This window comes from Streptomyces sp. NPDC004721, assembly GCF_053601495.1.
In genome coordinates, this window is the sequence record NZ_JBSGBZ010000001.1 from 206684 (window position 1) to 230341 (window position 23658).

General features: G+C 71.1%; 20 protein-coding genes and 2 pseudogenes. 8 read left to right on the top strand and 14 right to left on the bottom strand.

From position 1 onward, the window contains the following. Positions 1-2: 2 nt before the first annotated feature. Positions 3-827, bottom strand: coding sequence for a maleylpyruvate isomerase family mycothiol-dependent enzyme (locus tag ACWEK3_RS00990; RefSeq protein WP_384439247.1), 825 nt, complete (start codon positions 825-827; stop codon positions 3-5). A 181-nt stretch (positions 828-1008) separates the two neighbouring features. Here ACWEK3_RS00990 and ACWEK3_RS00995 point away from each other — a divergent pair, with 181 nt between their 5' ends. Further along, positions 1009-1827, top strand: a complete 819-nt coding sequence (locus tag ACWEK3_RS00995; RefSeq protein ID WP_453248607.1) for a carbon-nitrogen family hydrolase — start codon at positions 1009-1011, stop codon at positions 1825-1827. Between the two features lie 24 nt (positions 1828-1851). Here ACWEK3_RS00995 and ACWEK3_RS01000 read toward each other — a convergent pair whose 3' ends face one another. Then, complete coding sequence (locus ACWEK3_RS01000) at positions 1852-2346, bottom strand: LURP-one-related/scramblase family protein (protein WP_141359801.1); 495 nt, start codon at positions 2344-2346, stop codon at positions 1852-1854. Positions 2347-2456: 110 nt separating this feature from the next. Between ACWEK3_RS01000 and ACWEK3_RS01005 the strand changes: the two genes are divergently transcribed. Continuing rightward, entirely contained in the window at positions 2457-4286 is a 1830-nt protein-coding gene (locus ACWEK3_RS01005) for an NHL domain-containing thioredoxin family protein (RefSeq protein WP_453248608.1), read from the top strand. A gap of 24 nt (positions 4287-4310) precedes the next feature. On the opposite strand, the gene ACWEK3_RS01010 is transcribed toward ACWEK3_RS01005, so the two are convergent. The 5 genes from ACWEK3_RS01010 to ACWEK3_RS01030 all read right to left on the bottom strand — a co-directional run bounded on the left by ACWEK3_RS01010 (position 4311) and on the right by ACWEK3_RS01030 (position 9553). Then, positions 4311-4475, bottom strand: a complete 165-nt coding sequence (locus ACWEK3_RS01010) for a hypothetical protein (RefSeq protein ID WP_172632907.1) — start codon at positions 4473-4475, stop codon at positions 4311-4313. A gap of 67 nt (positions 4476-4542) precedes the next feature. Next, a complete protein-coding gene (locus ACWEK3_RS01015; RefSeq protein WP_453248609.1) occupies positions 4543-5709 on the bottom strand; it encodes a glycosyltransferase in 1167 nt (388 codons plus the stop codon). Positions 5710-5887: 178 nt separating this feature from the next. Further along, the gene (locus ACWEK3_RS01020; protein ID WP_141359799.1) at positions 5888-6136 is read right to left on the bottom strand and encodes a DUF6458 family protein; all 249 of its coding nucleotides are present in this window, start codon (positions 6134-6136) and stop codon (positions 5888-5890) included. Between the two features lie 172 nt (positions 6137-6308). Continuing rightward, positions 6309-7607, bottom strand: a complete 1299-nt coding sequence (locus ACWEK3_RS01025) for a M18 family aminopeptidase (protein WP_450547016.1) — start codon at positions 7605-7607, stop codon at positions 6309-6311. Between the two features lie 119 nt (positions 7608-7726). Beyond that, positions 7727-9553, bottom strand: coding sequence for an acyl-CoA dehydrogenase (locus ACWEK3_RS01030; RefSeq protein ID WP_453248610.1), 1827 nt, complete (start codon positions 9551-9553; stop codon positions 7727-7729). 159 nt (positions 9554-9712) lie between these two features. Here ACWEK3_RS01030 and ACWEK3_RS01035 point away from each other — a divergent pair, with 159 nt between their 5' ends. The 3 genes from ACWEK3_RS01035 (at position 9713) to ACWEK3_RS01045 (ending at position 12703) form a co-directional block, all read left to right on the top strand. Beyond that, positions 9713-10195: an SseB family protein gene (locus tag ACWEK3_RS01035; RefSeq protein ID WP_141366432.1), complete on the top strand. Its 483-nt coding sequence runs from the start codon at positions 9713-9715 to the stop codon at positions 10193-10195. A gap of 115 nt (positions 10196-10310) precedes the next feature. Continuing rightward, positions 10311-11282 (top strand): pirin family protein, encoded by a 972-nt coding sequence (locus ACWEK3_RS01040; RefSeq protein WP_361413353.1) that lies wholly within the window; start codon positions 10311-10313, stop codon positions 11280-11282. 374 nt (positions 11283-11656) lie between these two features. Continuing rightward, positions 11657-12703, top strand: coding sequence for an AI-2E family transporter (locus tag ACWEK3_RS01045; protein WP_390872907.1), 1047 nt, complete (start codon positions 11657-11659; stop codon positions 12701-12703). 20 nt (positions 12704-12723) lie between these two features. Here the strand turns inward: ACWEK3_RS01045 and ACWEK3_RS01050 are convergent, their stop codons facing one another. Further along, on the bottom strand, positions 12724-14913 hold the full coding sequence (locus ACWEK3_RS01050) for a SpoIIE family protein phosphatase (protein WP_453248611.1): 2190 nt from the start codon (positions 14911-14913) through the stop codon (positions 12724-12726). Between the two features lie 194 nt (positions 14914-15107). Here ACWEK3_RS01050 and aspS point away from each other — a divergent pair, with 194 nt between their 5' ends. Continuing rightward, positions 15108-16871: an aspartate--tRNA ligase gene (gene aspS / locus ACWEK3_RS01055; RefSeq protein ID WP_453248612.1), complete on the top strand. Its 1764-nt coding sequence runs from the start codon at positions 15108-15110 to the stop codon at positions 16869-16871. A 98-nt stretch (positions 16872-16969) separates the two neighbouring features. On the opposite strand, the gene ACWEK3_RS01060 is transcribed toward aspS, so the two are convergent. From ACWEK3_RS01060 to ACWEK3_RS01070, 3 genes and pseudogenes are all read right to left on the bottom strand, one after another. After that, positions 16970-17227 carry a hypothetical protein gene (locus ACWEK3_RS01060; protein ID WP_453248613.1) on the bottom strand — a complete coding sequence of 86 codons (258 nt, stop codon included), beginning with the start codon at positions 17225-17227 and terminating at the stop codon, positions 16970-16972. Next, on the bottom strand, positions 17224-17571 hold the full coding sequence (locus tag ACWEK3_RS01065; protein WP_365420613.1) for a hypothetical protein: 348 nt from the start codon (positions 17569-17571) through the stop codon (positions 17224-17226). The genes ACWEK3_RS01060 and ACWEK3_RS01065 overlap by 4 nt, the downstream gene beginning before the upstream one ends. 72 nt (positions 17572-17643) lie before the next feature. After that, a pseudogene (locus ACWEK3_RS01070) lies at positions 17644-18473 on the bottom strand (helix-turn-helix domain-containing protein). Positions 18474-18677: 204 nt separating this feature from the next. Here ACWEK3_RS01070 and ACWEK3_RS01075 point away from each other — a divergent pair. Continuing rightward, a pseudogene (locus ACWEK3_RS01075) lies at positions 18678-18896 on the top strand (Scr1 family TA system antitoxin-like transcriptional regulator); the annotation flags it as partial. Then, positions 18893-19102: a DUF397 domain-containing protein gene (locus ACWEK3_RS01080; protein WP_376547929.1), complete on the top strand. Its 210-nt coding sequence runs from the start codon at positions 18893-18895 to the stop codon at positions 19100-19102. The pseudogene ACWEK3_RS01075 and the gene ACWEK3_RS01080, both read left to right, overlap by 4 nt. 69 nt (positions 19103-19171) lie before the next feature. On the opposite strand, the gene metG is transcribed toward ACWEK3_RS01080, so the two are convergent. The 3 genes from metG to ACWEK3_RS01095 all read right to left on the bottom strand — a co-directional run bounded on the left by metG (position 19172) and on the right by ACWEK3_RS01095 (position 23648). Then, positions 19172-20887, bottom strand: a complete 1716-nt coding sequence (metG, locus tag ACWEK3_RS01085; RefSeq protein ID WP_453248614.1) for a methionine--tRNA ligase — start codon at positions 20885-20887, stop codon at positions 19172-19174. A 177-nt stretch (positions 20888-21064) separates the two neighbouring features. Continuing rightward, positions 21065-22615 (bottom strand): VWA domain-containing protein, encoded by a 1551-nt coding sequence (locus tag ACWEK3_RS01090; RefSeq protein WP_453248615.1) that lies wholly within the window; start codon positions 22613-22615, stop codon positions 21065-21067. 115 nt (positions 22616-22730) lie between these two features. Then, positions 22731-23648, bottom strand: a complete 918-nt coding sequence (locus ACWEK3_RS01095) for an endonuclease/exonuclease/phosphatase family protein (protein ID WP_453248655.1) — start codon at positions 23646-23648, stop codon at positions 22731-22733. Between the last annotated feature and the right edge of the window lie 10 nt (positions 23649-23658).

Below are 23658 nucleotides of genomic sequence, written 5' to 3' on the forward strand. Positions count from 1 at the left end.
CACTAGGCCGTCACCACGAAGTTCCGCAGGATCGCCGCCGCCAGGTCCAGGTCGCCCTCGGTCTTCACACGGTCCGCGACCGCTTCCGGGGTGACCCGGCCGCAGGCCAGACGGACGTAGGTCTCCCAGTCGAGCGCGAGGGTCGCCGCCGGGCCGAGGGCCGGGGCCGTCTCCAGGGTGCCGCGGCCCTGGATGTCGACGCGGATCGTGCGCAGGAACTCCACCGGGCCGTGCACGTCGAAGACGATCGCCGAGCTGCGCGGGGCGTCCGCCTTGACCGCGACCACGTCCGGCAGGGCGGCCAGCAGGTAGTCCCGGGCGACATGGGCGCCGGGCGAGTCGAGCTCGGCGGGGCGGCCGAGGGCCGCGCGCAGGTCCTGCTCGTGCACCCAGATGTCGAAGGCGCGGTAGCGCATGGCCTCTTCGAGGGTGATCTCCGCGCCGAGGGGGCCGCGCACCTTGGTGCCGGGGTCGCGGGACTCGTTCCGCAGCTGGCGGTTGCGGCGGATGATCGTGTACTCCAGCTCGGAGGTCATCTCCGGCGACGTGTGGTGGCGGCGGACGTCGACCTGCATCTCCATGTAGCGCTGGTGCTCGTTGGTGACGTGGAACAGGTCGCGCGGGAGCGCGTGGATGGGCCGCGGGTCGCCCAGCATCTCGCAGTCCATGCCGATGATGTGCGAGACGACATCGCGGACCGACCAGCCCGGGCACGGGGTGCGCCGGTTCCAATCGGCCTCCACCAGGGGCTGCATCAGCTCCGATATCGCCTCGACGGAGTGGGTCCAGGCATCGGCGTAGGGCTGGAGGGTGGGATGCAGACTCACGGAACGGGACCCCTCGGCGGTCGGTACACGGGCGGATGTGATGGCATTGCCAGTGGGAGGTGGCAGCGGTCGGCGGGTGTCTTGGAACGCTAAGTTACGCTGCTGTGAGGCAGCCCGGCAGTGCTTTCGTGTGACGATCGTAGGCCTGTCCGGACGACTCGAGTGCCAGGACGGTGGTAGTGTGCGCGCCTCGCTGATCCAGATTGCCGTGAACGAGGGTGAATCGGTCGATTCGCGGCGTCAGCGGGCGGCCGCGCTGGTGTGCGAGCAGGCCGGCGCCGACCTGGTGGTGCTGCCGGAGCTGTGGACCACCGGGGCCTTCGCCTTCGAGGAGTTCGAACGCGAGGCCGAACCGCTGGAGGGTCCCACCTACGAGGCGATGGCCAAGGCGGCGAGCGACGCGGGCGTGTGGCTGCACGCCGGCTCGATCCCCGAACGCGCCGCGTCCGACGGCCACTCGGCCGCGGACTCCCTCTACAACACCTCCCTGGTCTTCTCCCCGTCCGGCGAGTTGGCCGCCGTCTACCGCAAGATCCACCGCTTCGGCTTCGACAAGGGCGAGGCCGTGCTGATGAGCGCGGGGCGGGAACTGGTGACGGTCCCTCTGCCGGACACCACCCTGGGCCTCGCGACCTGTTACGACCTCCGATTCCCCGAACTCTTCCGCGGGCTGGTCGACGCCGGGGCGCAGACCCTGGTGGTCCCGGCGGGCTGGCCCGAGCGCCGGCGTGCGCACTGGACGCTGCTGGCTCGGGCGCGGGCGGTGGAGGACCAGGCGTTCGTGCTCGCCTGTGGAACGGCCGGGACGCACGCCGGAGTTCCGCAGGCGGGTCACTCGATCGTGGTGGACCCCTGGGGAGAGGTGCTGGCCGAGGCCGGCCCCGGCGAGGAGGTCCTCACGGTCGACTTCGACCCGGCGAGGGTGCCGGCCACCCGGGACCAGTTCCCGGCCCTGAAGGACCGGGTCCTCGGCCTGGAGCCGCCGCGCCGCCAGCACTAGCACCCACCGCTCCTCTCCCGGCGCCTACCGCTCCTCGCGCTCCTTCTCCGCCAGGTGGATCACGCACACCGCCACCGCGATCACCAGCGCCGGGTCGGCGTCCTCGCGCACGACGTCGACGCCGTAGGTCTCCACGACGCTCAGCCATCGCCGGGAGATCACCGCGAGCAGTTCGCCGTCGTACTCGACGGCGAACTCCCGGTCGAGGATCTTGCCGCTGACGTCGAGCTCGGTGCCGTCCACCATGGACACCCGGTAGTGGTTGCGCAGCAGCGACAGCCGCTTGCGCCTGATCTTCGCCAGGGCCTCCCCGTCCCGCTCGATCACCATCGTGTCCCGCAGCGCGAGCATCTTCTGGTGGATGTTGATCAGGACCCGGCCGTGGGCGTCCTTCAGCTCGAAGGTGTCCCGCAGCCGCATCGCCTTGCCGTCGACGAGGAAGACCTTGCGGCCGTGCTCGTCCTCGATCCAGTAGTCGTCACCGATGCCGAAAATCCGGTCGCGTACGAGGAATCTCATGTCCTCACCGCTTCCCCGGCTCCGCCCCGGCGACGCCGCAGATGGTCCGACGGGCCCAGTACGGCACCGCGCCGGGCGGGCCGCCGCCGGCGGGTGGCACCCTTGGTCCCATGAACGACACGGCACCCCGACGCGCCCGCGTACGCGCCCCCGAGCTGATCGGCAAGGGCGGCTGGCTCAACACTGGTGGGAAGAACCTCACGCTCGCCGACCTGCGAGGCAAGTGCGTCGTGGTGGATTTCTGGACGTTCTGCTGCGTGAACTGCCTGCACGTCCTGGACGAGCTGCGGGAGCTGGAGGAGAAGCACCGGGACACGGTCGTGGTCGTCGGGGTGCACTCGCCGAAGTTCGTGCACGAGGCGGAGCACCAGGCGGTGGTCGACGCGGTGGAGCGGTACGGGGTGGAGCATCCGGTGCTCGACGACCCGGAGCTCGCCACCTGGAAGCAGTACGCGGTACGGGCCTGGCCGACGCTGGCCGTCATCGACCCGGAGGGCTACATCGTCGCGCAGCACGCCGGCGAGGGGCACGCGCACGCGATCGAGCGGCTGGTGGAGGAGCTGGAGGCCGAGCACGAGGCGAAGGGCACCCTGCGCCGCGGCGACGGGCCGTACGTGCCGCCGGAGCCGGAGCCCACCACCCTGCGCTTCCCGGGCAAGGCAGTGCTGCTGCCGTCCGGGAACTTCCTGGTCAGCGACACCACCCGGCACCAGCTGGTGGAGCTGGCGGAGGACGGCGAGACCGTGGTGCGGCGGATCGGCCAGGGCGGCCGGGGGATGACCGACGGCGGCCCGGACCGGGCCAGGTTCCAGGAGCCGCAGGGGCTCGCACTCCTGCCGGACGGCAGCGTCGTGGTCGCCGACACGGTCAACCACGCCCTGCGGCGCTTCGACCCGGAGACGGGTGAGACCACGACCCTGGCTGGTACCGGACACCAGTGGATGCAGGGCGAGGCCACGTCCGGTCCCGCGCTGGACGTGAAGCTGTCCTCGCCCTGGGACGTGGCCTGGTGGAACGGCAAGGTGTGGATCGCCATGGCGGGCGTGCACCAGCTGTGGGCCTACGACCCGGCCGGGGGTACCGTCGCCGTCACCGCCGGGACCACGAACGAGGGGCTCGTCGACGGGCCCGGCGCGGAGGCCTGGTTCGCGCAGCCCTCCGGGCTCGCGGCGACGCCCGACCGGCTGTGGCTCGCCGACTCCGAGACGTCCGCCCTGCGCTGGGTGGATCTCGACGGCGCCGTCCACACGGCGGTCGGCACCGGGCTGTTCGACTTCGGGCACCGGGACGGAGCCGCCGGACAGGCTCTGCTCCAGCACCCGCTGGGCGTGACCGCGCTGCCGGACGGCTCGGTCGCCGTCAGCGACACCTACAACCACGCCCTGCGCCGCTACGACCCGGCGACCGGCGAGGTCACGACCCTCGCCACCGACCTGCGTGAGCCCAGCGACGCCGTGCTGGTCGGTGAGGACATCGTGGTCGTGGAGTCGGCCCGGCACCGGCTGACCCGGCTGCGGCTGCCGGAGGAGGCGGTACGGGTCGAGGCCGTCGCCCACCGCACCCGGCGCGCGGCGACGGAGGTCGCCCCCGGCCGCCTGAGCCTGGACGTGATCTTCCAGGCCCCGGCGGGTCAGAAGCTCGACACCCGGTACGGGCCGTCGACCCGGCTGCTGGTCTCCTCGACCCCGCCCGAGCTGCTGCTGAAGGGCGAGGGCGCGGACACCGACCTGTGCCGCGAACTGGAGCTGAACCCCGCTGTCCCGGAGGGTGTCCTGCACGTCTCCGCGATGGCGGCCTCGTGCGACGACGACCCCGCGAACGAGTACCCCGCCTGCCATGTGCACCAGCAGGACTGGGGCGTTCCGGTCCGTCTCACCGAGGGCGCGACGGACCGGCTGCCGCTCGTCCTGGCCGGGATGGACGAGACCGCGGCAGGCTGATCGCCGAGCGGCCCTGGGGCCGGTCTAGCGGCGCCGCGGGCGCGGCGCCAGCTTGAACAGGGCCACTCCCGCGGCCACCAGGGTGGTGGCCGCGACCATCATGGCCATGCTGTTCATCCACACGCCGGTGGCGGCCAGCGTGGCGCCTCCGGCGCCGGTGGTGCCGGCGCCGACGACTCGTCCGTACATGTCGTTCTCCTTGCTCTGGTGCGGGTGTGAAGAGGACGCGCCGCGGGTGCGGCGCGGGATGAGGGGGTCAGGTGGCCACCCACTTCTCCTCGCTGCGGCGCAGCAGGCCCCACAGCGAGGAGAAGTAGACGGCGTGCTGGAAGAGGTCGTAGAGCATCTCCGGGATCATCAGCAGCGCCACCAGCATCGGCAGGGGGCCGGCGCGGCGTACGGAGACGACCTTCTCGACGACGAAGATCAGGCCGATCGAGGTCCACACCGGTGACAGGCCCGGCGGGCCGTACAGGGCGATGGACGTGGTCATGAAGGTCAGGTAGACGAGGAAGAACAGCGCGCCGAACCCCATGAGGAACTGCTGGAGGAAGTAGCGGGCGGTGACGCGGGTCCAGCCGTAGTCGCGGAGGTTCTCCAGGGCGCCGCGCTGCCAGCGCAGCCGCTGGTGCCACAACTTGCCCAGGGTCGGCATGACCTCGGTGGTGACCGCGCAGCCGGCCGGTGACATGGCGCGGTAGCCGAGGGTCTTGACCGCCTTGGTCATCTCGTCGTCCTCGGTGAGGGAGGCGAGGCTGTAGTAGCCGTTGCCGCCGCCGATGACACCGGCGCGACGGGCCGCCCGCACCTCGCGCAACACCCGGGCCCGGAACATGGTGCCGGTGCCGGTGAGCACCTGCGCCTTGCCCCCGGTGCGCTCCAGCTCCCAGGCGTAGCGGTGGAACTCCATGCGCTGGAGCAGACCGAGCAGGCCGCCGCCCTCCTCGCCGTAGAAGACACCGCCGACGGCGCCGACCTTGCGGTTGAAGGTGGCCAGGGCGGTCTCGGCGAACCACGGGTTGAGCACGGTGTCGGCGTCCTGCACCAGCAGCAGGTCCCGGTCGTCGAGGTGGGGCAGCACCCAGGCGATGGCCTGGTTGAGTGCGCCCGCCTTCTTGTGCGTGTTGCCCTGGGTGTGGAAGACCTGCGCGCCGTGCGCGACGGCGATGTGGGCGGTGTCGTCGGTGCAGTTGTCGGCGACGACCACGATCAGGTCCGGCCGCCGGCTCTGCCGCCACAGGCCCTCGATCGCGGCGGCGACGCGGTCCTGCTCGTTGTGGGCGGGGATCAGGACCGCGAGCCGGGGCCTGCCGGGCGGTTCCTCCTCGGCGGCGTGCGCGCGGCGGGCGGCGTGCCGGCCCGCGGGTCGTGGCCGTGTCGGCGCAGCACCCAAGGCGCCGCCGCGTGCGGCGAAGTCGAGCACGGCAGAGTCCCCCGTCGTGATGGTCGCTTGACGCCCGGTTTCTCCCCTACGGGCTCAAGGGCGCCAAGTCTTCACGATATTCACACAACACGACAAGGAGGTGCGCGTAACGGAATGCTCAAGCTTGTGGCCGACTGTCCGTCATGTTCCGTGGCCGCGGGACCGGCTCGGCATGTGCTCAGATGCCGTAGCCGTCGCCGTAGCCGTCGCGTGCGTGGTGGTGGCGGTCCTCTTCGACGACCGTGGTGGGGGGAACCATCACGCGGCGGCGCCGGTAGATGCTGCTGAACGTCGTGACGCCGATCAGGCCGACGATCATCAGGATGACGCCGACCACGTGCAGGTCGACCCCCTGCATGTGCCAGTCGGTCGCGAACGTGAGAATGGCTCCCACGGCGATGAGGATGATGCAGCCGCCGAGGCCCATGAGTGTCGCCTCCCTGTCCGGTGTCGGGTCCGGTGGTTCCGGACGGTTCCGGTCCCTTCCGGTCAACTCCGGGTACCCGCAAGCCGGGTGACCATGCGGAGGCGGCCGCTCATGGGCCATGGGGGTCCCCCTGCTCGAGCGAAGCCGAGAGCTTGGGGGGAGGCCGTGCCGCTCAGCCCTCCAGGAACGCCACCAGCGCGTTCGCCAGCAGGAACGGGTCGTCGGCGGCGCACAGTTCACGGGCGCTGTGCATCGACAGGATGGCCACGCCGATGTCGACGGTGCGGATGCCGTGCCGGGCCGCGGTGATCGGGCCGATGGTCGTGCCGCACGGCATCGAGTTGTTGGAGACGAAGGACTGGAAGGGGACGCCGGCCTTCTCGCAGGCCGCCGCCCATACCGCGCGTCCCGAACCGTCTGTCGCGTAGCGGTTGTTGACGTTGACCTTGAGGATCGGACCGCCGCCCGCGCGCGGGTGGTGGGTCGGGTCGTGCCGCTCGGCGTAGTTGGGGTGGACGGCGTGGCCGGTGTCGGAGGACAGGCAGACCGTGCCGGCGAAGGCGCGCGCCCGGTCCTCGAACGATCCACCGCGCGCGAACACCGAGCGCTCCAGCACCGATCCGAGCAGCGGGCCGTCCGCGCCGGTGTCCGACTGGGAGCCGTTCTCCTCGTGGTCGAAGGCGGCCAGCACCGGGATGTACGGCAGCTCCGGCGCCCCCGCCGTGACGGCCGCGAGCGCCGCCGCGGCGGCGTGCACCGACAGCAGGTTGTCCATCCGGGGGCCGGCCAGCAGCTCCCGGTCCCGGCCCAGGTAGGCGGGGGGCTCCACGGAGTGCGTCATCAGGTCCCAGCCGGCCACCTCGCCCGCGGCGAGCCCCGCCTCCGCCTCGAGGAAGGCGATCAGGTCGCCGTCGCGGACGTCGTCGCCCAGGCCCCACACCGGTTGCAGGTGCCGCTGCTTGTCCAGCTTGAGGCCCTCCGCAGAGACCTGGCGGTCCAGGTGGATCGCCAGCTGGGGGACGCGCAGCAGCGGGCGGTCGACGTTGACCAGGCGGGTGGAGCCGTCGCGCAGCGTGAGCCGGCCGGCCAGGCCCAGGTCGCGGTCGAGCCAGGAGTTCATCAGCGGGCCGCCGTAGATCTCCACGGCGACCTGGCGCCAGCCGTGCGCCCCGGTGTCGGGGAGCGGCTTGACCCGCAGGTTGGGGGAGTCGGTGTGCGCGCCCGCGATGCGGAAGGGTGTGTGCGGCGCGGCACCCTCGGGGACGTACCAGGCCACGATCGCCCCGCCGCGCAGCACGTACTTTCCGCCTGCCGTGCCGTCCCACGCGTCCGTCTCGCAGACCTGGCGGAAGCCGGCCTTCTCCAGCCGCTCGGCTGTGTTCGCCACGGCGTGGTACGGCGACGGGCTCGCCGCCAGGAAGGACATCAGGTCGTCGGTGTGGCCGCGGTCGAAGCGCTGGCTTGTACTCATGGGTTCACCTTAACGACGTCACGAGGGTCCGCTCCCGGTGTCGGAAGCGGACCCTCGTGTGTGGGGGGTCGGGAGAGGCGCAGGTGGGGGGTGGGGCGGGCGCCGGGGCCGGGGCCGTCCTAGAAGGCGGCCTCGTCCAGCTCCATCAGGTCCAGGTCCACGTTCTCGGCGACCTTGCGGGCCAGGGTGACGCCCGGCAGGACGTTGGCCGCGAAGAACTTCGCCGCCGCGATCTTGCCCTGGTAGAACGCCCGGTCCTTCGAGGAGGCCGTCTCCAGCTTTTCGGCGGCGATCGCGGCGCCCTTGAGCAGCAGGTGGCCGACGATCACGTCACCGGAGGCGAGCAGCAGGCGGGTGGTGTTCAGGCCCACCTTGTAGATGCTCTTGACGTCCTTCTCGGTGGCGGCGAGGTCGGTCAGCATCAGGCCGACGAGGGCCTCCAGTTCGGCGGCGGCCCTGGCGAGGTGCTCGCGGGCGCCGGCCAGGTCCTCCCCGCCGGTGCCGAGAGCCAGGAACTCCTTGATGTCCTCGGCGACCGAGTTCAGCGCGGCGCCCTGGTTGCGGACGATCTTCCGGAAGAAGAAGTCCTGGCCCTGGATGGCCGTGGTGCCCTCGTACAGGGTGTCGATCTTGGCGTCCCGGATGTACTGCTCGACCGGGTACTCCTGGAGGAAGCCGGAGCCGCCGAAGGTCTGCAGCGACTGAGCGAGCTGCTCGTACCCCTTCTCCGAGCCGTAGCCCTTGACGATGGGCAGGAGCAGGTCGTTGAGCGCGTGGTCGGCCGAGGCGTCCTCGCCGCCCGCCTCCTTGACCGCGATCGTGTCCTGGACCGCGGCGGTGTGCAGGACGAGGGCGCGCATGCCCTCGGCGTACGCCTTCTGCGTCATCAGCGAGCGGCGCACGTCGGGGTGGTGCGTGATGGTGACCTTGGGCGCGGACTTGTCCATGAAGTTCGCCAGGTCGGGACCCTGGACGCGCTCCTTGGCGTACTCCAGCGCGTTCAGGTAGCCGGTGGACAGCGTGGAGATCGCCTTCGTGCCGACCATCATGCGGGCGAACTCGATGATGCGGAACATCTGGCGGATGCCGTCGTGCTTGTCGCCGATCAGCCAGCCCTTGGCGGGGTGGCGGTCGCCGAAGGTCATCTCGCAGGTGTTGGAGGCCTTCAGGCCCATCTTGTGCTCGACGTTGGTGGCGTAGACGCCGTTGCGCTCGCCCAGCTCGCCGGTCTCCCAGTCGAACAGGTACTTCGGCACGAGGAAGAGGGACAGGCCCTTGGTGCCGGGGCCGGCTCCCTCGGGGCGGGCGAGGACGTAGTGGAGGATGTTCTCCTCCATGTCGTGCTCGCCGGAGGTGATGAAGCGCTTCACGCCCTCGATGTGCCAGGAGCCGTCCTCCTGCTGGACCGCCTTCGTGCGGCCGGCACCGACGTCCGAGCCGGCGTCGGGCTCGGTGAGCACCATGGTGGAGCCCCAGGTCTTCTCGACCGCGATCGAGGCGATCTTCCGCTGCTCCTCGGTGCCCTCCTCGAAGAGGATGCGGGCGAACGCCGGGCCGGAGGAGTACATCCAGATCGCCGGGTTGGCGCCGAGGATCAGCTCCGCGTAGGCCCAGATCAGGGACGGGGGAGCGGTGGTGCCGCCGATCTCCTCGGGCAGGCCCAGGCGCCAGTACTCGGAGTCCATGAAGGCCTTGTAGCTCTTCTTGAAGGTCTCCGGCACCGGCGCGGTGTTCGTCTCGGGGTCGAACACCGGCGGGTTGCGGTCGGCGTCGACGAAGGACTCCGCCAGCTCGTTCTCCGCCAGGCGGGTCAGCTCCTCCAGGACGCTCCTGGCGGTGTCGGCGTCCATCTCCTCGAACGGACCGGTGCCGTACAGCTTGTCGCGTCCGAGCACTTCGAAGAGGTTGAACTCGATGTCGCGGAGGTTCGACTTGTAGTGCCCCATGGCCACGGCTCCCGTCGAGGACTCGGCGAGGCACTGGCTCCTCGCATCTGGTTCACGTACCAACTAGTAGCTCCGATGATGCTACCCGTCGGTAATAAGAAGCAACCCCGTCCCGCCATGTGTGACCGAGCCCTCGTGCGGGTCAGTACGCTGTGGCCCATGTACGGATACGGCCAGCCGATGGACAGCGGGGCGGCACAGCAGGGGTACGTCCCTCCGCAGCAGCAGATGCCCGGCGGTGTCGGCGGGTACGGCCAGCAGGCTCCGGCCTACCCCGAGCCCTCGCCGCCCTCGCTCGCGGACGCGGTGCGCGCCTTCACCACGGGGCAGCTGGCCGCCGAGGACTTCCAGCAGGTGTTCGCGACCTCCAAGGTGTACTGCCCCCGCGGCGACAACCCCGGGTTCCTGGCGCTGCACAACACCCAGCAGCCGGTGATCCCGATGTTCACCTCGCTCAAGGAGCTGCGCCGGTACGCGGGCAAGGAGTCCAAGTACTTCGTGATCACCGGTGCCGAGGTGATCGACCTGCTGCCGACCGGCTACGGCTTCGTGCTCGACATGGAGGGCGAGCACCGGATGGTGTTCGACGCCAAGGCGGTCGAGCAGATGGTCGACTTCGCGATGCGCCGGATGTACGGCTAGGACCAGGTGGACGCCATCGCCCGGAGCCCGGAGGGAATTCCCTCCGGGCTTCTTCTGTTGGGGGTGGCAGAAAGTTCAACGCTCAACTAAAGTGGTCGCACAAGGAGGAACCGACATGCCTGCAGTGACCGTCGAGAACCCGTTGACGCTGCCCCGTGTGGCCGCGCCCGCCGATGCCGTGGCACGTCCCGTGCTCACCGTCACGACCGCGCCCAGCGGATTCGAGGGCGAGGGCTTCCCGGTGCGCCGGGCGTTCGCGGGGATCAACTACCGCCATCTCGACCCGTTCATCATGATGGACCAGATGGGTGAGGTGGAGTACGCGCCGGGCGAGCCCAAGGGCACCCCCTGGCACCCCCACCGTGGCTTCGAGACCGTCACGTACATCATCGACGGAGTCTTCGACCACCAGGACTCCAACGGCGGTGGCGGCACCATCACCAACGGCGACACCCAGTGGATGACGGCGGGCAGCGGCCTGCTGCACATCGAGGCCCCGCCGGAGTCGCTGGTCGTGTCCGGCGGCCTCTTCCACGGCCTCCAGCTGTGGGTGAACCTGCCGGCCAAGGACAAGATGATGGCGCCGCGCTACCAGGACATCCGCGGCGGCAGCGTCCAGCTGCTCACCTCCCCCGACGGCGGCGCGCTGCTGCGGGTCATCGCCGGTGAGCTGGACGGCCACGCCGGCCCCGGCATCACGCACACGCCGATCACGATGATCCACGCGACGGTGGCGCCGGGCGCGGAGGTCACCCTGCCCTGGCGGGAGGACTTCAACGGCCTGGCGTACGTGATGGCGGGACGCGGCACCGTGGGCGCCGAGCGCCGGCCGATCCACCTCGGCCAGACCGCGGTCTTCGGCGCCGGTTCCTCGCTGACCGTCCGCGCGGACGAGAAGCAGGACGCGCACACGCCCGACCTGGAGGTCGTCCTCCTCGGCGGGCAGCCGATCCGCGAGCCGATGGCCCACTACGGCCCCTTCGTCATGAACACCCGGGACGAGCTCATGCAGGCGTTCGAGGACTTCAAGAAGGGCCGCCTCGGCACCATCCCGGCGGTCCACGGGATGACCGAGGACGGGCTGTAGGCCTTCCCGGTCGCTGGGAGCTAGTGCCGCGGCAGGCAACGTTTGCCCGTGAAGGAGCGGCGTCCGGTGCGTGCTCTGGGGGTACCCCCTGCTCGAAGAGCTTGGGGGAGTGCCGGCCGGAAGTCCTCGTACTGGACGTACTTGGGCTTTCGGCCGGTGCGGCGAGAGGGCGTGCCGGGGTCGCGACGGGGCGAACGCTGTCTGTCGGGGCACTGGGCCCCGTCCGTTCGAGGACGGGGCCCTTCCGCGTTCCTGCCGGGCCCGGTGCGGGACGCGGACCGCGCCACCGGCCGGACCGCCGGTGGCCGGCGCCGTGTCACCCGGGTGGGCCGTCCGCGCGGGACAGCCCGTCCGGCGTGTGATCGTCTGGAGGCGTGCAGGCCCCCGCCCCGCTGCTGCCCGAGCCCGTCCGGCGTCTCGCCGCCTGGTGTGCCGCCGTTCTGCTGGTGTCCGGGGTGGTGTGGATCGGGGCCCAGCTGTGCGTGGTGTTCCGGACCGCGGTGATCCCGGTGCTGCTGGCGCTGTTGGGGACGGCTCTGCTGCAGCCGCTCTTCCGGCGGCTCGTGGAGGCGGGGGTGAACCGGTCGCTCGCCGCCGGGATCACCTGTGTGGCGGTCGTCGTGGTCGTCGGCGGTGCGGTGTACATCGTGGTGGCCGCGCTGATCGACAGCGGGGAGCAGATCATCGCCTCGCTCAAGAAGGCCGCGCGGTCGCTCGCCACCCACTTCGGGGCGGCCGGGACCTCGCTGGACGACCTCGCCTCCAACGCCAGGCGGCTGCTGGAGAAGTTCGGCGGGACGGCCGCCTCCAATGTCATCAGCGGGGTCAGCGTGGTCGGCGAGGCGCTCGCCATGGCCGTACTGGCCCTGCTGCTCGTGTTCTTCTTCCTGCGCGACTCGCACAAGGCGGCCGCCACCCTGCGCACGCTCGCCCCGCGCGGGACCGGCGACACCGCGGAGGCCATGGCCCGGCGGGCCTTCGCGGCCGTGGAGGGCTTCATGCGCGGCACGACGCTCATCGCGCTGATCGACGCCGTCTGCATCACCGTCGGCCTGCTGGTGCTGAGGGTGCCCGGCGCGGTCGGGCTCGGCGCGCTGGTCTTCGTCGGCGCCTACATCCCCTACCTGGGCGCCTTCCTCTCCGGGGCGGTGTCCGTGCTGGTCGCGCTCGCCGACCGCGGGTTCGTCATCGCGCTGTGGGCGCTCGGGGTGGTGCTGGCGGTCCAGGTGCTGGAGGGACACGTGCTCCAGCCGATGATCCAGAGCCGGACCGTGCAGATGCACCCGGCCGTGGTGATGCTGGCGATCACCGGGGGCGCGTCGGTCGCCGGGATCGTGGGGATGCTGCTGGCGGTGCCGCTGACCGCGGCGGCCTTCGGGACCGCGCACGAGCTGCGGGACCGGTACGCGGCTTCGCCGTAGGGCTCACGCGGCGGAGCGGCTCACCTGGCCGGCGAGGCCTCGTACAGCTCGAACCAGATGCTCTTGCCCTGGCCCCGCGGCACGACGCCCCACGCGTCCGCGAGCAGTTCGATCAGCACCAGTCCGCGCCCGGAGGAGGCGAGTTCGCCGGGTCGGCGCTTGTGCGGCAGATCGTCGCCGGCGTCGGTGACCTCCACCCGCAGACGCCGCTCGCCTCTCTCCCCGCTGACCTCGGCCAGCACCAGCGCGTCGACGTCGGTGTGCAGCAGGACGTTGGCGAGGCTCTCCGACAGCAGCAGCACCGCCGAGTCCACGTGCTCCTCGCTCGACCAGTCGTGCAGCAGCTCCCGCAGTTGCCGGCGGGCCACGGAGACCCGCTCGGGCTCGGCCTGCGCGACCGTCATCAGGGTGTGCCGCAGCCTGGGGCGGACCGCCCGGCCGTCGCGGCGCCGGCTCAGCAGCAGCACGGCGATGTCGTCCTCGCGGCGGTCGGCCCGGGGCCCGGTGGTGTGGTGCGAGGAGGGTCCGTGCACGGCCTGCACCAGCGCGTCGGCGAGTTCCTCGGCCTCGCCGCCGTGCCGCTCCAGGATCGTACGGATCCGCTGCCAGCCGGTGTCCAGGTCGTGGCCGCCGGTCTCGATCAGGCCGTCCGTGCAGATCATCATCGTCTCGCCCGGCTCCAGGGTGAACCGGGTGGTCGGGTAGTCGGAGTCCGGGTCGATGCCGAGCGGCAGTCCGCCGGCCGTCGGGCGTTGCAGCACCGTGCCGTCCGCCATCCGGATCACCGGGTCGGGGTGCCCCGCGCGGGCCACCTCCAGGACCCCGGTGCGCGGGTCGACCTCGGCGTACAGGCAGGTCGCGAAGCGCAGGTCGGCGACCTCGGCAGCGTTCTCGCCGTCTTCGCCGTCTTCGCCGCCCTCGCCGCCCTCGCCGTCGGCACCGGCGGCGAGGATGCCGTGCAGGAAACGGGAGGCGCGGGAGAGCACCGCGTCCGGGCGGTGCCCCTCGCAGGCGTAGGCGCGCAGGGCGACGCGCAGCTGGCCCATCAGCCCCGCGGCGCGCACGTCGTGGCCCTGGACGTCCCCGATGACCATGGCGAAGCGTCCCGACCCGGAGGACGTGCGGGACCGCGAGGTGGCGCCGGGCAGGGGGATCATGTCGTACCAGTCGCCGCCGACCTGGAGGCCGCCGCCGGTGGGTACGTAGCGGGCGGCCAGGTCCATGCCGGGGACCTCGGGGCCCAGCGTCGGCATCATCGAGCGCTGGAGGCCCTCGCTCAGCTCCCGCTCGGACTCCGCGGTCCCGGCCCGGGACAGGGCCTGGGCGAGCATGCGGGCCACCGTGGTCAGCACCGAGCGCTCGTCGGGAGTGAAGGCCACCGGGTAGGTGAAGGCGGCCATCCAGGCGCCCATCGTGCGGCCCGCGACGGTCAGCGGCAGGAACGCCCAGGAGTGGCGGTGGAAGCGCTCGGCGAGCGGCCAGGTGAGCGGATAGCGGGACTTGTACTGCCCCGGGGAGGAGAGGTAGACGGCCCGCCCGGTGCGGACCACCTCGGCGGCCGGGTAGTCCGTCTCCAGCGCCATGTGCACGAAGGGGCCCTCGTCGCCGGGCCGCTGCCCGTGGTGGCCGACGATCGTCAGCCGGTCGGCCTGGACGCCGAAGACCGCCAGCCCGTCCGGCGAGAATCCCGGCATCGACAGGCCGGCCGCCACCCGCAGCACCTCCGCCGTGGAGCGGGCCTCGGCCAGCGCCCGCCCGGCGTCGAGCAGGAAGGCCTCCCGCGAGCGCCGCCACTCCCCGGTGACCGCTCTTCGCCCGGCGGGCGAACCGGGCGCCGGCTCGGCGACCTCCTGAAGGGTGCCGATCAGCTTGTACGCCTTCTTGCGGGCGTCGAAGGTCGGTTTGGAGCGGCTGCGCACGACGCGGATGATCCGGTTGCGCTCGTCCATGATGCGGATGCGCACCTCGGCGAGGGTGCCCTCGGCGACGGCCAGCTGCACCACGCCGGTTATCTCGTTCCAGTCGACCGGGTGGAGCCGGGCGCGCACCTGGGCTTCCCTGAGTGTGGCCTCCCGGGCGGGCAGCCCGAGCAGTCGGGCCGCCTCGGCGTCGACCGAGACCAGGCCGGTGGCCGTGTCCCAGTGCCACATCCCGGTCGCGAGGGAGGCGAGTACGTCCCCCACGGCGGGCAGGGGCTCACCAGTGCGCATTGCCCCACTGTAAGAAGAGGCGATCGAACACTGCCACCGAAGGTGTACGGCCGTGCGGACTTCGGCGCTGCCCCGTTACCGCCCGGGACCTCTCTTAATGGTGGGGAGCCGATCTTGAGGTGCCCGGTACGCTTGGTAGGTCCGGGCCGTGCCCGCCCGGTGATCCCCGATCCGCGAAGACTGGATGAACGACGATGCATCGGTACAGGTCCCACACCTGCGGCGAGCTCCGCGCCTCTGACGTCGGCACCGACGTCCGGCTGAGTGGCTGGCTGCACAATCGGCGCGACCTGGGCGGCATCCTCTTCATCGATCTGCGCGACCACTACGGCATCACGCAGCTCGTCGCCCGCCCCGGCACGCCCGCGTACGAGGCGCTCGACAAGCTCTCGAAGGAGACCGTCGTCCGCGCCGACGGCAAGGTCGTCTCCCGCGGCGCCGACAACGTCAACGCCGAGCTGCCCACCGGCGAGATCGAGATCGAGGTCGGCGAGGTCGAGGTGCTGGGCGCGGCGGCCCCGCTCCCCTTCACCATCAACACCGAGGACGGGGTCAACGAGGAGCGGCGCCTGGAGTACCGCTTCCTGGACCTGCGCCGTGAGCGCATGCACCGCAACATCCTGCTGCGCACGGCGGTCATCTCCGCCATCCGCCACAAGATGTCGGCGATGGGCTTCAACGAGATGGCGACGCCGATCCTGTCCGCCACCTCCCCCGAGGGCGCCCGCGACTACGTGGTCCCCTCCCGGGTCCACCCGGGCAGGTTCTACGCCCTCCCGCAGGCCCCCCAGCAGTTCAAGCAGCTGCTGATGATCTCGGGCTTCGACCGCTACTTCCAGATCGCGCCCTGCTTCCGTGACGAGGACGCCCGCGCGGACCGCTCGCCGGGCGAGTTCTACCAGCTCGACGTCGAGATGAGCTTCGTCGAGCAGGAGGACGTCTTCCAGCCGATCGAGAAGCTCATGACGGAGCTCTTCGAGGAGTTCGGCGGCGGCCGCCACGTCACCTCCCCCTTCCCGCGGATCCCGTTCCGCGAGGCGATGCTGAAGTACGGCTCCGACAAGCCGGACCTGCGCGCCAAGCTGGAGCTCGTCGACATCACCGACATCTTCGCGGGCTCGGAGTTCAAGGCGTTCGCCGGCAAGCACGTCCGCGCGCTGCCGGTGCCGGACACCGCCGGCCAGCCCCGCAAGTTCTTCGACCAGCTCGGCGAGTACGCGGTGGAGCAGGGCGCGAAGGGCCTGGCATGGGTACGGGTCGGCGAGGACGGCGCGCTGACCGGCCCGATCGCGAAGTTCCTGACCGAGGAGAACGTCGCGGAGCTGACCAAGCGGCTGTCGCTCTCCCCCGGTCACGCGGTGTTCTTCGGCGCGGGCGACTTCGACGAGGTCTCGAAGATCATGGGCGCGGTGCGGGTGGAGGCCGCCAAGCGCGCCGGCCAGTTCGAGGAGAACGTCTTCCGCTTCTGCTGGATCGTCGACTTCCCGATGTACGAGCGGGACGAGGAGACGGGCGGGATCGACTTCTCCCACAACCCGTTCTCGATGCCGCAGGGCGGCCTGGAGGCCCTGGAGAGCCAGGAGCCGCTGGACATCCTGGGCTGGCAGTACGACATCGTGTGCAACGGTGTCGAGCTGTCCTCCGGCGCCATCCGCAACCACGAGCCGGACATCATGCTCAAGGCCTTCGAGATCGCGGGCTACGACCGTGAGACCGTCGAGGAGAAGTTCGCCGGCATGCTCCGCGCGTTCCGCTTCGGCGCCCCGCCGCACGGCGGCATCGCGCCGGGCGTCGACCGCATCGTCATGCTGCTCGCGGACGAGCCCAACATCCGCGAGACCATCGCCTTCCCGCTCAACGGCAACGCCCAGGACCTGATGATGGGCGCCCCGACCGAGCTGGACGAGTCCCGCCTGCGGGAACTGCACCTGTCGGTACGCAAGCCGCAGCCGAAGTAGTCCCCCGCGGACGCACGAGAGGCCCGGAACCCCCTCGGGGTTCCGGGCCTTGCCGTATGAGCAGACGGAGGGGCGGTTCGTTTCCGGGGGCAGAGCTCTCAGAACCCCAGGTAAGTGATCTGAACGACGTAGACACGTTCACTGCGTGCGACGGCCTGATACGTGAACATCCCGCCGGGCACGATGACGTCGCCGCCTTTCGGGTCGATGTTCGCGTGAGCACTGCCGTGGAGGTGGACGGCTTCGGCGGCTCTGACCAGCTCGTCCGCCTTCTTCTGTACCCCGGCGAGAAAGTTGGCGGGTGCGGTGCGGGCGGTTTGCTCCGCACCGAAGGCGTACTCCCACTTCCAGCTCAACCGCGTACTGCTTCCATGGCTTCGTCCAGGACGGCGCTCAGCTCGCGCAGCGCCTCCTCAGCGGTGGCAGGGTCCTCGTGTTCCAACCTGCTCTGCGCGTGAGCGAGGCGGGAGGACAGGTCGGGGCGCCGGGCGATCTCGATGTCCCTGGCCCAGGTGAGGACCCAGCCTCGCACGGGGCTCAGAGACTGCCACTCGACAGCCTTGGCGAAGGCGTCGTCCTTCGTGGCCTGCATCTCGTACAGGCGACCGGGAGCGACGACGGCGAGAGCCGTGCGCAGGGCGTCAGGAGTCTGCTCGGGGCGCGGGATCAGCTCGTGTCCGTGATCGGCCTGAGTGCTCATGGTGTCCTCCACAGGGTGCCCTGGCCAGGGTATCCGGACGGGGGCGCGGAGGAGTCGGACCGGGCCGGCCGCTCACGGCCAGGCCTGCTCGGTTTGGTGCGCCACGCCTGTACCGGAGTCGGGGCTCCCGGGCCCCGTGCTCGTTGACACGCATCCGTGGCAGCTGTGTGGGTCGGGGCCTCGGTAGCCGCGGTCGCAGGTTTCGCAGTTGCGGAGCGGGTGCCTGATGGGTGGGGGCGGTTCGGGGGTGCCGAACGGCGGCAGGGGCGGGAGCGGGGCGGTGAGGCGGTGGGCCAGGAGGGCGGCCGGGCGGCGCAGGGGCTCCGCCGGAAGGTCGCTGGTCACGGCGTGCCGTACGGCGGTGGGGGTGAGGTCCCGCTCCAGCCAGGCGGCGACACCGGGGGCGAGGTGTTCGGCATCGGTGGCGGAGAGCATCAGGGGGGGTCGGTGCGGCGCAGGCCGGCGAGGACGTCGGTGGCCGCCCGGAGGAGGACGGGGGAGGCGTACGCGGGCTTCGGTATGGCGGGAAGGGCCCGGCGGCGTGCGGGTTCCTGCTGCGGGGCGGTGGTGGCGCGGCGGGCCGGGGGCTTCGGTGCTGCTGCTTCAGGCGTGTTGTGGTCGCGGTGTCGGCCCGGTTGGTTGCAGGAGACGGTGCGGGTGACGATACGGCCGCTCTCCGTGCGTTCGCGGGTGCGACGCAGGTAGCCGTGGGTCTCCAACTCGCGCAGCGCGGCGGCGATCCGGGTCGGGCCCTCGGGGAAGCGGGCGGTGAGGGTCTTGATGCCGACGGGGGTGCCGGTGGGGAGAGACAGTGGGATGCCAGTCCCGGCGAGGGCCGTTGTATGTCTGGGGTTGTGCTGTGCTGCGCTGAGCGTAGGGCAGGCAACCGGTGGGGAATCCAGCTCAGTTGGTGATGTTCACTCGTGGGAGTGAGCGTGCGCTGTGGGCGGGAGGGGTGGGGCTTGGTGCGGTTTCTTTCCCTCTTGTGTTCCTTGAGGAAGACCGTCGACGGCACCGGAGCACACGCGGTCGGGTTCCGGTGCGTGTGCCGTTTCCGCTGGTCGCGTCGCTGGTAGGTCGAGTTCTGCCCATACGGTCTTGCGGGGAACACGGATGCTCACCCAGGAGTGGACGGCAAGATCGAGTTGCTGAAGTTCCCCGACGGTACGGCAGCGGGACGCTCCGACGGGGCGTTCAACGGGCGGACGATTGCCGATCCGAAGCGGCTGCGCATCCTTGAACTGCGGTATGGCACGATCCGGGCCCAGGCACTCCCTCCGAGGGAGTCGCTGGCCTTCATCGAGAAACTGCTGGGAGAAACATGATCCGCAAGGCCTCCGCCAGCGACGCCTCCGAACTGGCGTGGTTCAAGAGCAGCTACAGCAGCGGCACGGATGGCAACTCCTGCGTTGAGCTCGCCGTCACCCCCGGCACCGTGCACGTTCGCGACTCCAAGAACATAGGAGGCCCTCAGCTTGCGCTCACGCGCGACGCGTGGAAGGGCTTCGTGGCCTACGCCTCGGAACGCTGACCCGGCGAGGGAGTGCGAAGGGGCCCGGGAACAAGGCGTTCCCGGGCCCCTGTGCGCAAGCGGTGAGTCCTACTCGTCCGAGCCGCCGAAGCGCTCCTTGTACGTCTCCAGGTCGTCGTCCGTGAGCTTGGCGAAGAGGACCGGGGGGACCGTGAACGGCGTACCGGCGGGGACGCTGGTCAGGGAGGCCGCCTCGGCGGGGGTCACCCAGGTCGCCGTGTCGCCGTCCAGGGAGAACGCCGCGCGCATGGCCGCCGACGAGGTGGGGATGAACGGCTCCGAGACCACCGCGTAGAGGTGGATCAGGTTCATCGCGGTGCGCAGGGTGAGGGCCGCGCCGTCCTTGTCGGTCTTGATCTCCAGCCAGGGGGACTTCTCCTCCAGGTAGGAGTTGCCCGCCGACCACAGGGCGCGCAGGGAAGCCGCCGCCTTGCGGAACTGGATGGCCTCCATGTGCTCCTCGTACTCGGCGAGGAGGCGGGCGATCTCCTCCCCGAGCCGCGCCTCGGCCTCGCCCGGCTCGCCGCCCTCCGGTACCGCGTCGCCGAAGCGCTTGCGGGAGAAGGACAGCACCCGGTTGACGAAGTTGCCCAGCGTGTCCGCCAGGTCCTTGTTCACCGTGGCCGTGAAGTGCTCCCAGGTGAAGGAGGAGTCGTCGGACTCCGGCGCGTTCGCCATCATGAAGTAGCGCCAGTAGTCGGCCGGGAGGATCTCCAGCGCGTCGTGCGTGAAGACACCGCGCCGCTGCGACGTGGAGAACTTGCCGCCGTAGTAGTTGAGCCAGTTGAAGGCCTTGATGACGTCGACCTTCTTCCACGGCGCGCGGGTGCCCAGCAGGGTCGCCGGGAACATCACGCTGTGGAAGGGCACGTTGTCCTTGCCCATGAACTGGGTGTAGTGGACGTCCGCGTCCGACTCCCACCACCACGAGCGCCAGTCCCGGTTCTCCGGGTCCTGGTCCGCCCACTCCTTCGTGGCGCCGATGTACTCGATCGGGGCGTCGAACCAGACGTAGAAGACCTTGCCCTCGGCGGCCAGCTCCGGCCAGGTGTCGGCCGGGACCGGGACGCCCCAGTCCAGGTCGCGGGTGATCGCGCGGTCGTGCAGGCCCTCGGTGAGCCACTTGCGGGCGATCGAGGAGGCCAGCACCGGCCAGTCGTCGGCGCGCTCGTCGACCCACGCCTCGACCTCGCCGGCCAGCACGGACTGGAGGAGGAAGAGGTGCTTGGTCTCGCGGACCTCCAGGTCGCTGCTGCCGCTGATCGCGGAGCGCGGCTCGATCAGGTCGGTCGGGTCCAGGACCCGCGTGCAGTTCTCGCACTGGTCGCCGCGCGCCTTGTCGTAGCCGCAGTGCGGGCAGGTGCCGATGATGTACCGGTCGGGCAGGAAGCGGCCGTCGGCGTTGGAGTACACCTGGCGGATGGCCCGCTCCTCGATGAACCCGTTCGCCTTGAGCTCGCGGGCGATCTCCTGCGTGATCTCGTGGTTCTGCGGGGACGAGCTGCGGCCGAAGTAGTCGAAGGCCAGCGAGAAGCCGTCGTAGACCGCCTTCTGCGCGTCGTGCGCCTGCGCGCAGAACTCGTCGACCGGGAGGCCCTGCTCCTTGGCCGCGAGCTCCGCCGGGGTGCCGTGCTCGTCCGTCGCGCAGATGTACAGGACGTCGTGGCCGCGCTGGCGCAGATAGCGCGAGTACACGTCCGCCGGGAGCATGGACCCCACCATGTTGCCCAGGTGCTTGATCCCGTTGATGTACGGAAGGGCGCTGGTGATGAGGTGTCGAGCCATCGCGGGCTGCTCCCAAGTCGCTACGTGGGGTGACGATCTCGTCGGGTGCGGGTCGTCTACGGAACCTTGAAATCGTAGCCGACATGGGTGGGCCGCCCGCTTCCCGTTTTAAGGGGTGGGAAGGGGCGGCCCTGGTGCGGCGTGGTTACGGGCGCGTGGTCCCGTGGGGCCCGTGGGTCACGGGCGCCAGTTCGCCAGTACGCCCTCGTAGAGCTCCTGGTCCGTGAGCTCGCGGGGGGTGGGGCCGGCGTGGAAGAAGGACGCGGTGTCGGTCTTCAGTTTGCGGAGGTAGTCGAAGGCCTTGTTGTCGTGCTCGCCGAAGGCGACGAAGGAGAAGAAGACGGAGGGGTGCTTCTTCGCCGCGTCGGTGAGGGACTGGGTGGCCGGGGTCTTGGCGTCCGGGGCGCCGTCCGTCTGGAAGATCACCAGGGTGGGGGCCGCCGGGTCGTCGGCCGACTCCGCGCGGTGGGCCAGTACGGCCTCCACGGCGGCGTGGTAGCTGGTGCGGCCCATGCGGCCGAGGGAGCCGTGCAGGTCGTCGACGCGGTTCTCGTGTTCGGCGAGGGTCAGCTCGCCGGTGCCGTCCACCTCCGTGGAGAAGAACGTGACGTGGACCGTCGCCTCGGGGTCGAGGTGGGCCGCGAGGGCGAGGGTCTGCTCGCCGAGGGCCTGGGCGGAGCCGTCCTTGTAGTACGGGCGCATGGAGGCGGAGCGGTCGAGGACGAGGTAGACCTTGGCGCGGGTGCCGGTGAGGTCGTACTTCGCCAGGGCGGATGCGGCGGACTGGTAGGCGGTGGTGAGGTCGGGGGCGTGCGAGTGGATGTGGGCGAGGGGGGTGGCGGGCTCGGTGCCCGTGTTCTCCGCCTTGGGTTCGGCGTCCGGCTCCGGCTCGGACTGGGCGTCCGGCGCAGTGTCGGTTTCGGCGTCCGGCTCCGGCTCGGTGTCGGTGTCGGCCTTGGCTTCGCCTTCGGCCGGTGAGGGCGACTGCTCAGCCGCGGGCTCCGGTTCCGGCTCCGGTTCCGTGGTCGGCTGTTCGGCTGCCGGTTCGGGGGTGGGCTCGGCCTCGGCTTCGTCTTCGGCCGGTTCGTTCCCACCCGCACCACCCGTGCGGCCTTCGTCGTCGGGTGCGAGTGGCCCCTGCGGGGCTTCCTCGCCGTCGGCGACCTGCGGCGCGTCGGTCTCCGGCTCCGCCTCGGTCTCGGTCTCTGCCTCGGCCTGCGGTTCGGGGGTCGGCTCGGGCTCCGGCGTCGGCTCCTCGGCCACCGGTTCCGGGGTCTGCTCGGGGGCGGGTGCCGCCTCGGGCTCCGACTCCGGTTCTCCGGCTGTCGGCTCCGGGGTCGGCTCCTCGGCTGCCGGGGCCGGGGTTGCCTCGGGTTCCGACTCCGACTCCGGCTCTGCGGCTGCCGGTTCGGGGGTCGGGGTGGGGTCCTCCGTCGTCAAGTCGGCCGGGTCCACGGGGGTGGCCGGCTTGGGGACGGTGATGTTGTCGAAGGCGGCTGAGACCAGATCGTGTTCGTCGCCGGTCGAGGGCCGGGGGTCCGGGACGTGGACGGCGGCGGGGGGCTCGGGGGCGGACTCGGTCGCCGGGGCGGGGACCTTAGGCTCCGGCTGCTGGGCAGCGGTGGGGGTCGGCTCCTGGGTGGGAGTCTGCTCCGCACCCTCTGCCTCGGCCGTACGCCCCTTGCGTGATCGGCCGAACGCGTTCCGCAGGAGAGTGAGAATGCCCATGTGCGCAACCCTTCGTGAGTTGATGCCCGTCAATCCCTGGCCAGGACGGACACGTAAGGTTAGCGGCCCCGAGTAGTGATCTTGGGCAGGGGCGAGTACCGGCAGGCGGGCCGTGTCAATGCGATCCTCGGCCGTCGTGCAGCGTGACGTCGACGAGCAGCGCGCGGTGGTCGGTGTCGGCCAGGGCGAGGAAGCGGGCGCCGGTCGCGGAGAAGTCCGGTGAGACGAGCACGTGGTCGATCTGGGCGCCGAGGGCGGGCGCGGTACGGGCCGGCCAGCTGGGGGCGCGCTCGGCGCCGGCCAGGCGGGCGGCGTCGTGCAGTCCGGCGTCGATGATGCGGCGGAAGGCCGCGTGGTCCTGGGTGGCGTTGAAGTCGCCGGCCAGCACGGTCGGGGTCGTACGGTCCGCCCCGGCGAAGGCGCGCAGCCGGGCGAGTTCCCGGTGCCAGAGCGCGACCTGGCCGGGCAGCGGCGGCATCGGGTGCGCGAGCTGGAGGCGTACCGCGTGCCCGCGGACGTCGGCGACCGCGCCCGGCATGCCCATCGTGCCGCGGACTCCGGAGGTGCCGCGCAGGGCGTAGCGGCTGAGGATCAGGGACCCCTGCGAACCACCCGCCCGGACCGCCCGCCGGTACGGGTAGTCGCCGCCGACCTCCCGGTCCAGCGTCGCCTGGCAGGTGTACTCGCACTCCTCGACGAAGACGATGTCGGGCCGCTCGCGGCGGATGACCGGGACGAGGGCCGGGGCACCACGCCCGAACTGCACGTTCGAGGTCAGCACCCGCACCCCGGCCACGGCATGGCCGGCCGGCGCGGAGACCCTGCCGTACGGCTCGATGAACCACGCCAGCAGCCCCAGCAGCGCAACGCCCCACACCGCCCCCGCCCACCAGCGTCCGCGCAGTGTGAACGCCAGGCCCAGTCCGGTGGGCACGAGCAGCCACGGCAGGAAGGCGAGGAGCTGCGGTATCGGCGTGATGCCGTCGCTGTCGGCCAGCCGGCACCCGACGACGACGCTCACCCCCGCGAACATCAGCCCGGCG

What these genes read in the sequence shown, in the direction of transcription:
- metG (WP_453248614.1), bottom strand. Translation starts at nt 20,887, where the DNA reads ATGGCTCGACACCTCATCACCAGCGCCCTTCCGTACATCAACGGGATC.
- ACWEK3_RS01000 (WP_141359801.1), bottom strand. Translation starts at nt 2,346, where the DNA reads ATGAGATTCCTCGTACGCGACCGGATTTTCGGCATCGGTGACGACTAC.
- ACWEK3_RS01080 (WP_376547929.1), top strand. Translation starts at nt 18,893, where the DNA reads ATGATCCGCAAGGCCTCCGCCAGCGACGCCTCCGAACTGGCGTGGTTC.
- ACWEK3_RS01020 (WP_141359799.1), bottom strand. Translation starts at nt 6,136, where the DNA reads ATGGGCCTCGGCGGCTGCATCATCCTCATCGCCGTGGGAGCCATTCTC.
- aspS (WP_453248612.1), top strand. Translation starts at nt 15,108, where the DNA reads ATGCATCGGTACAGGTCCCACACCTGCGGCGAGCTCCGCGCCTCTGAC.
- ACWEK3_RS01035 (WP_141366432.1), top strand. Translation starts at nt 9,713, where the DNA reads ATGTACGGATACGGCCAGCCGATGGACAGCGGGGCGGCACAGCAGGGG.
- ACWEK3_RS01090 (WP_453248615.1), bottom strand. Translation starts at nt 22,615, where the DNA reads ATGGGCATTCTCACTCTCCTGCGGAACGCGTTCGGCCGATCACGCAAG.
- ACWEK3_RS01065 (WP_365420613.1), bottom strand. Translation starts at nt 17,571, where the DNA reads ATGAGCACTCAGGCCGATCACGGACACGAGCTGATCCCGCGCCCCGAG.
- ACWEK3_RS01010 (WP_172632907.1), bottom strand. Translation starts at nt 4,475, where the DNA reads ATGTACGGACGAGTCGTCGGCGCCGGCACCACCGGCGCCGGAGGCGCC.
- ACWEK3_RS01095 (WP_453248655.1), bottom strand. Translation starts at nt 23,648, where the DNA reads ATGTTCGCGGGGGTGAGCGTCGTCGTCGGGTGCCGGCTGGCCGACAGC.
- ACWEK3_RS01050 (WP_453248611.1), bottom strand. Translation starts at nt 14,913, where the DNA reads ATGCGCACTGGTGAGCCCCTGCCCGCCGTGGGGGACGTACTCGCCTCC.
- ACWEK3_RS01025 (WP_450547016.1), bottom strand. Translation starts at nt 7,607, where the DNA reads ATGAGTACAAGCCAGCGCTTCGACCGCGGCCACACCGACGACCTGATG.
- ACWEK3_RS01040 (WP_361413353.1), top strand. Translation starts at nt 10,311, where the DNA reads ATGCCTGCAGTGACCGTCGAGAACCCGTTGACGCTGCCCCGTGTGGCC.
- ACWEK3_RS01005 (WP_453248608.1), top strand. Translation starts at nt 2,457, where the DNA reads ATGAACGACACGGCACCCCGACGCGCCCGCGTACGCGCCCCCGAGCTG.
- ACWEK3_RS01030 (WP_453248610.1), bottom strand. Translation starts at nt 9,553, where the DNA reads ATGGGGCACTACAAGTCGAACCTCCGCGACATCGAGTTCAACCTCTTC.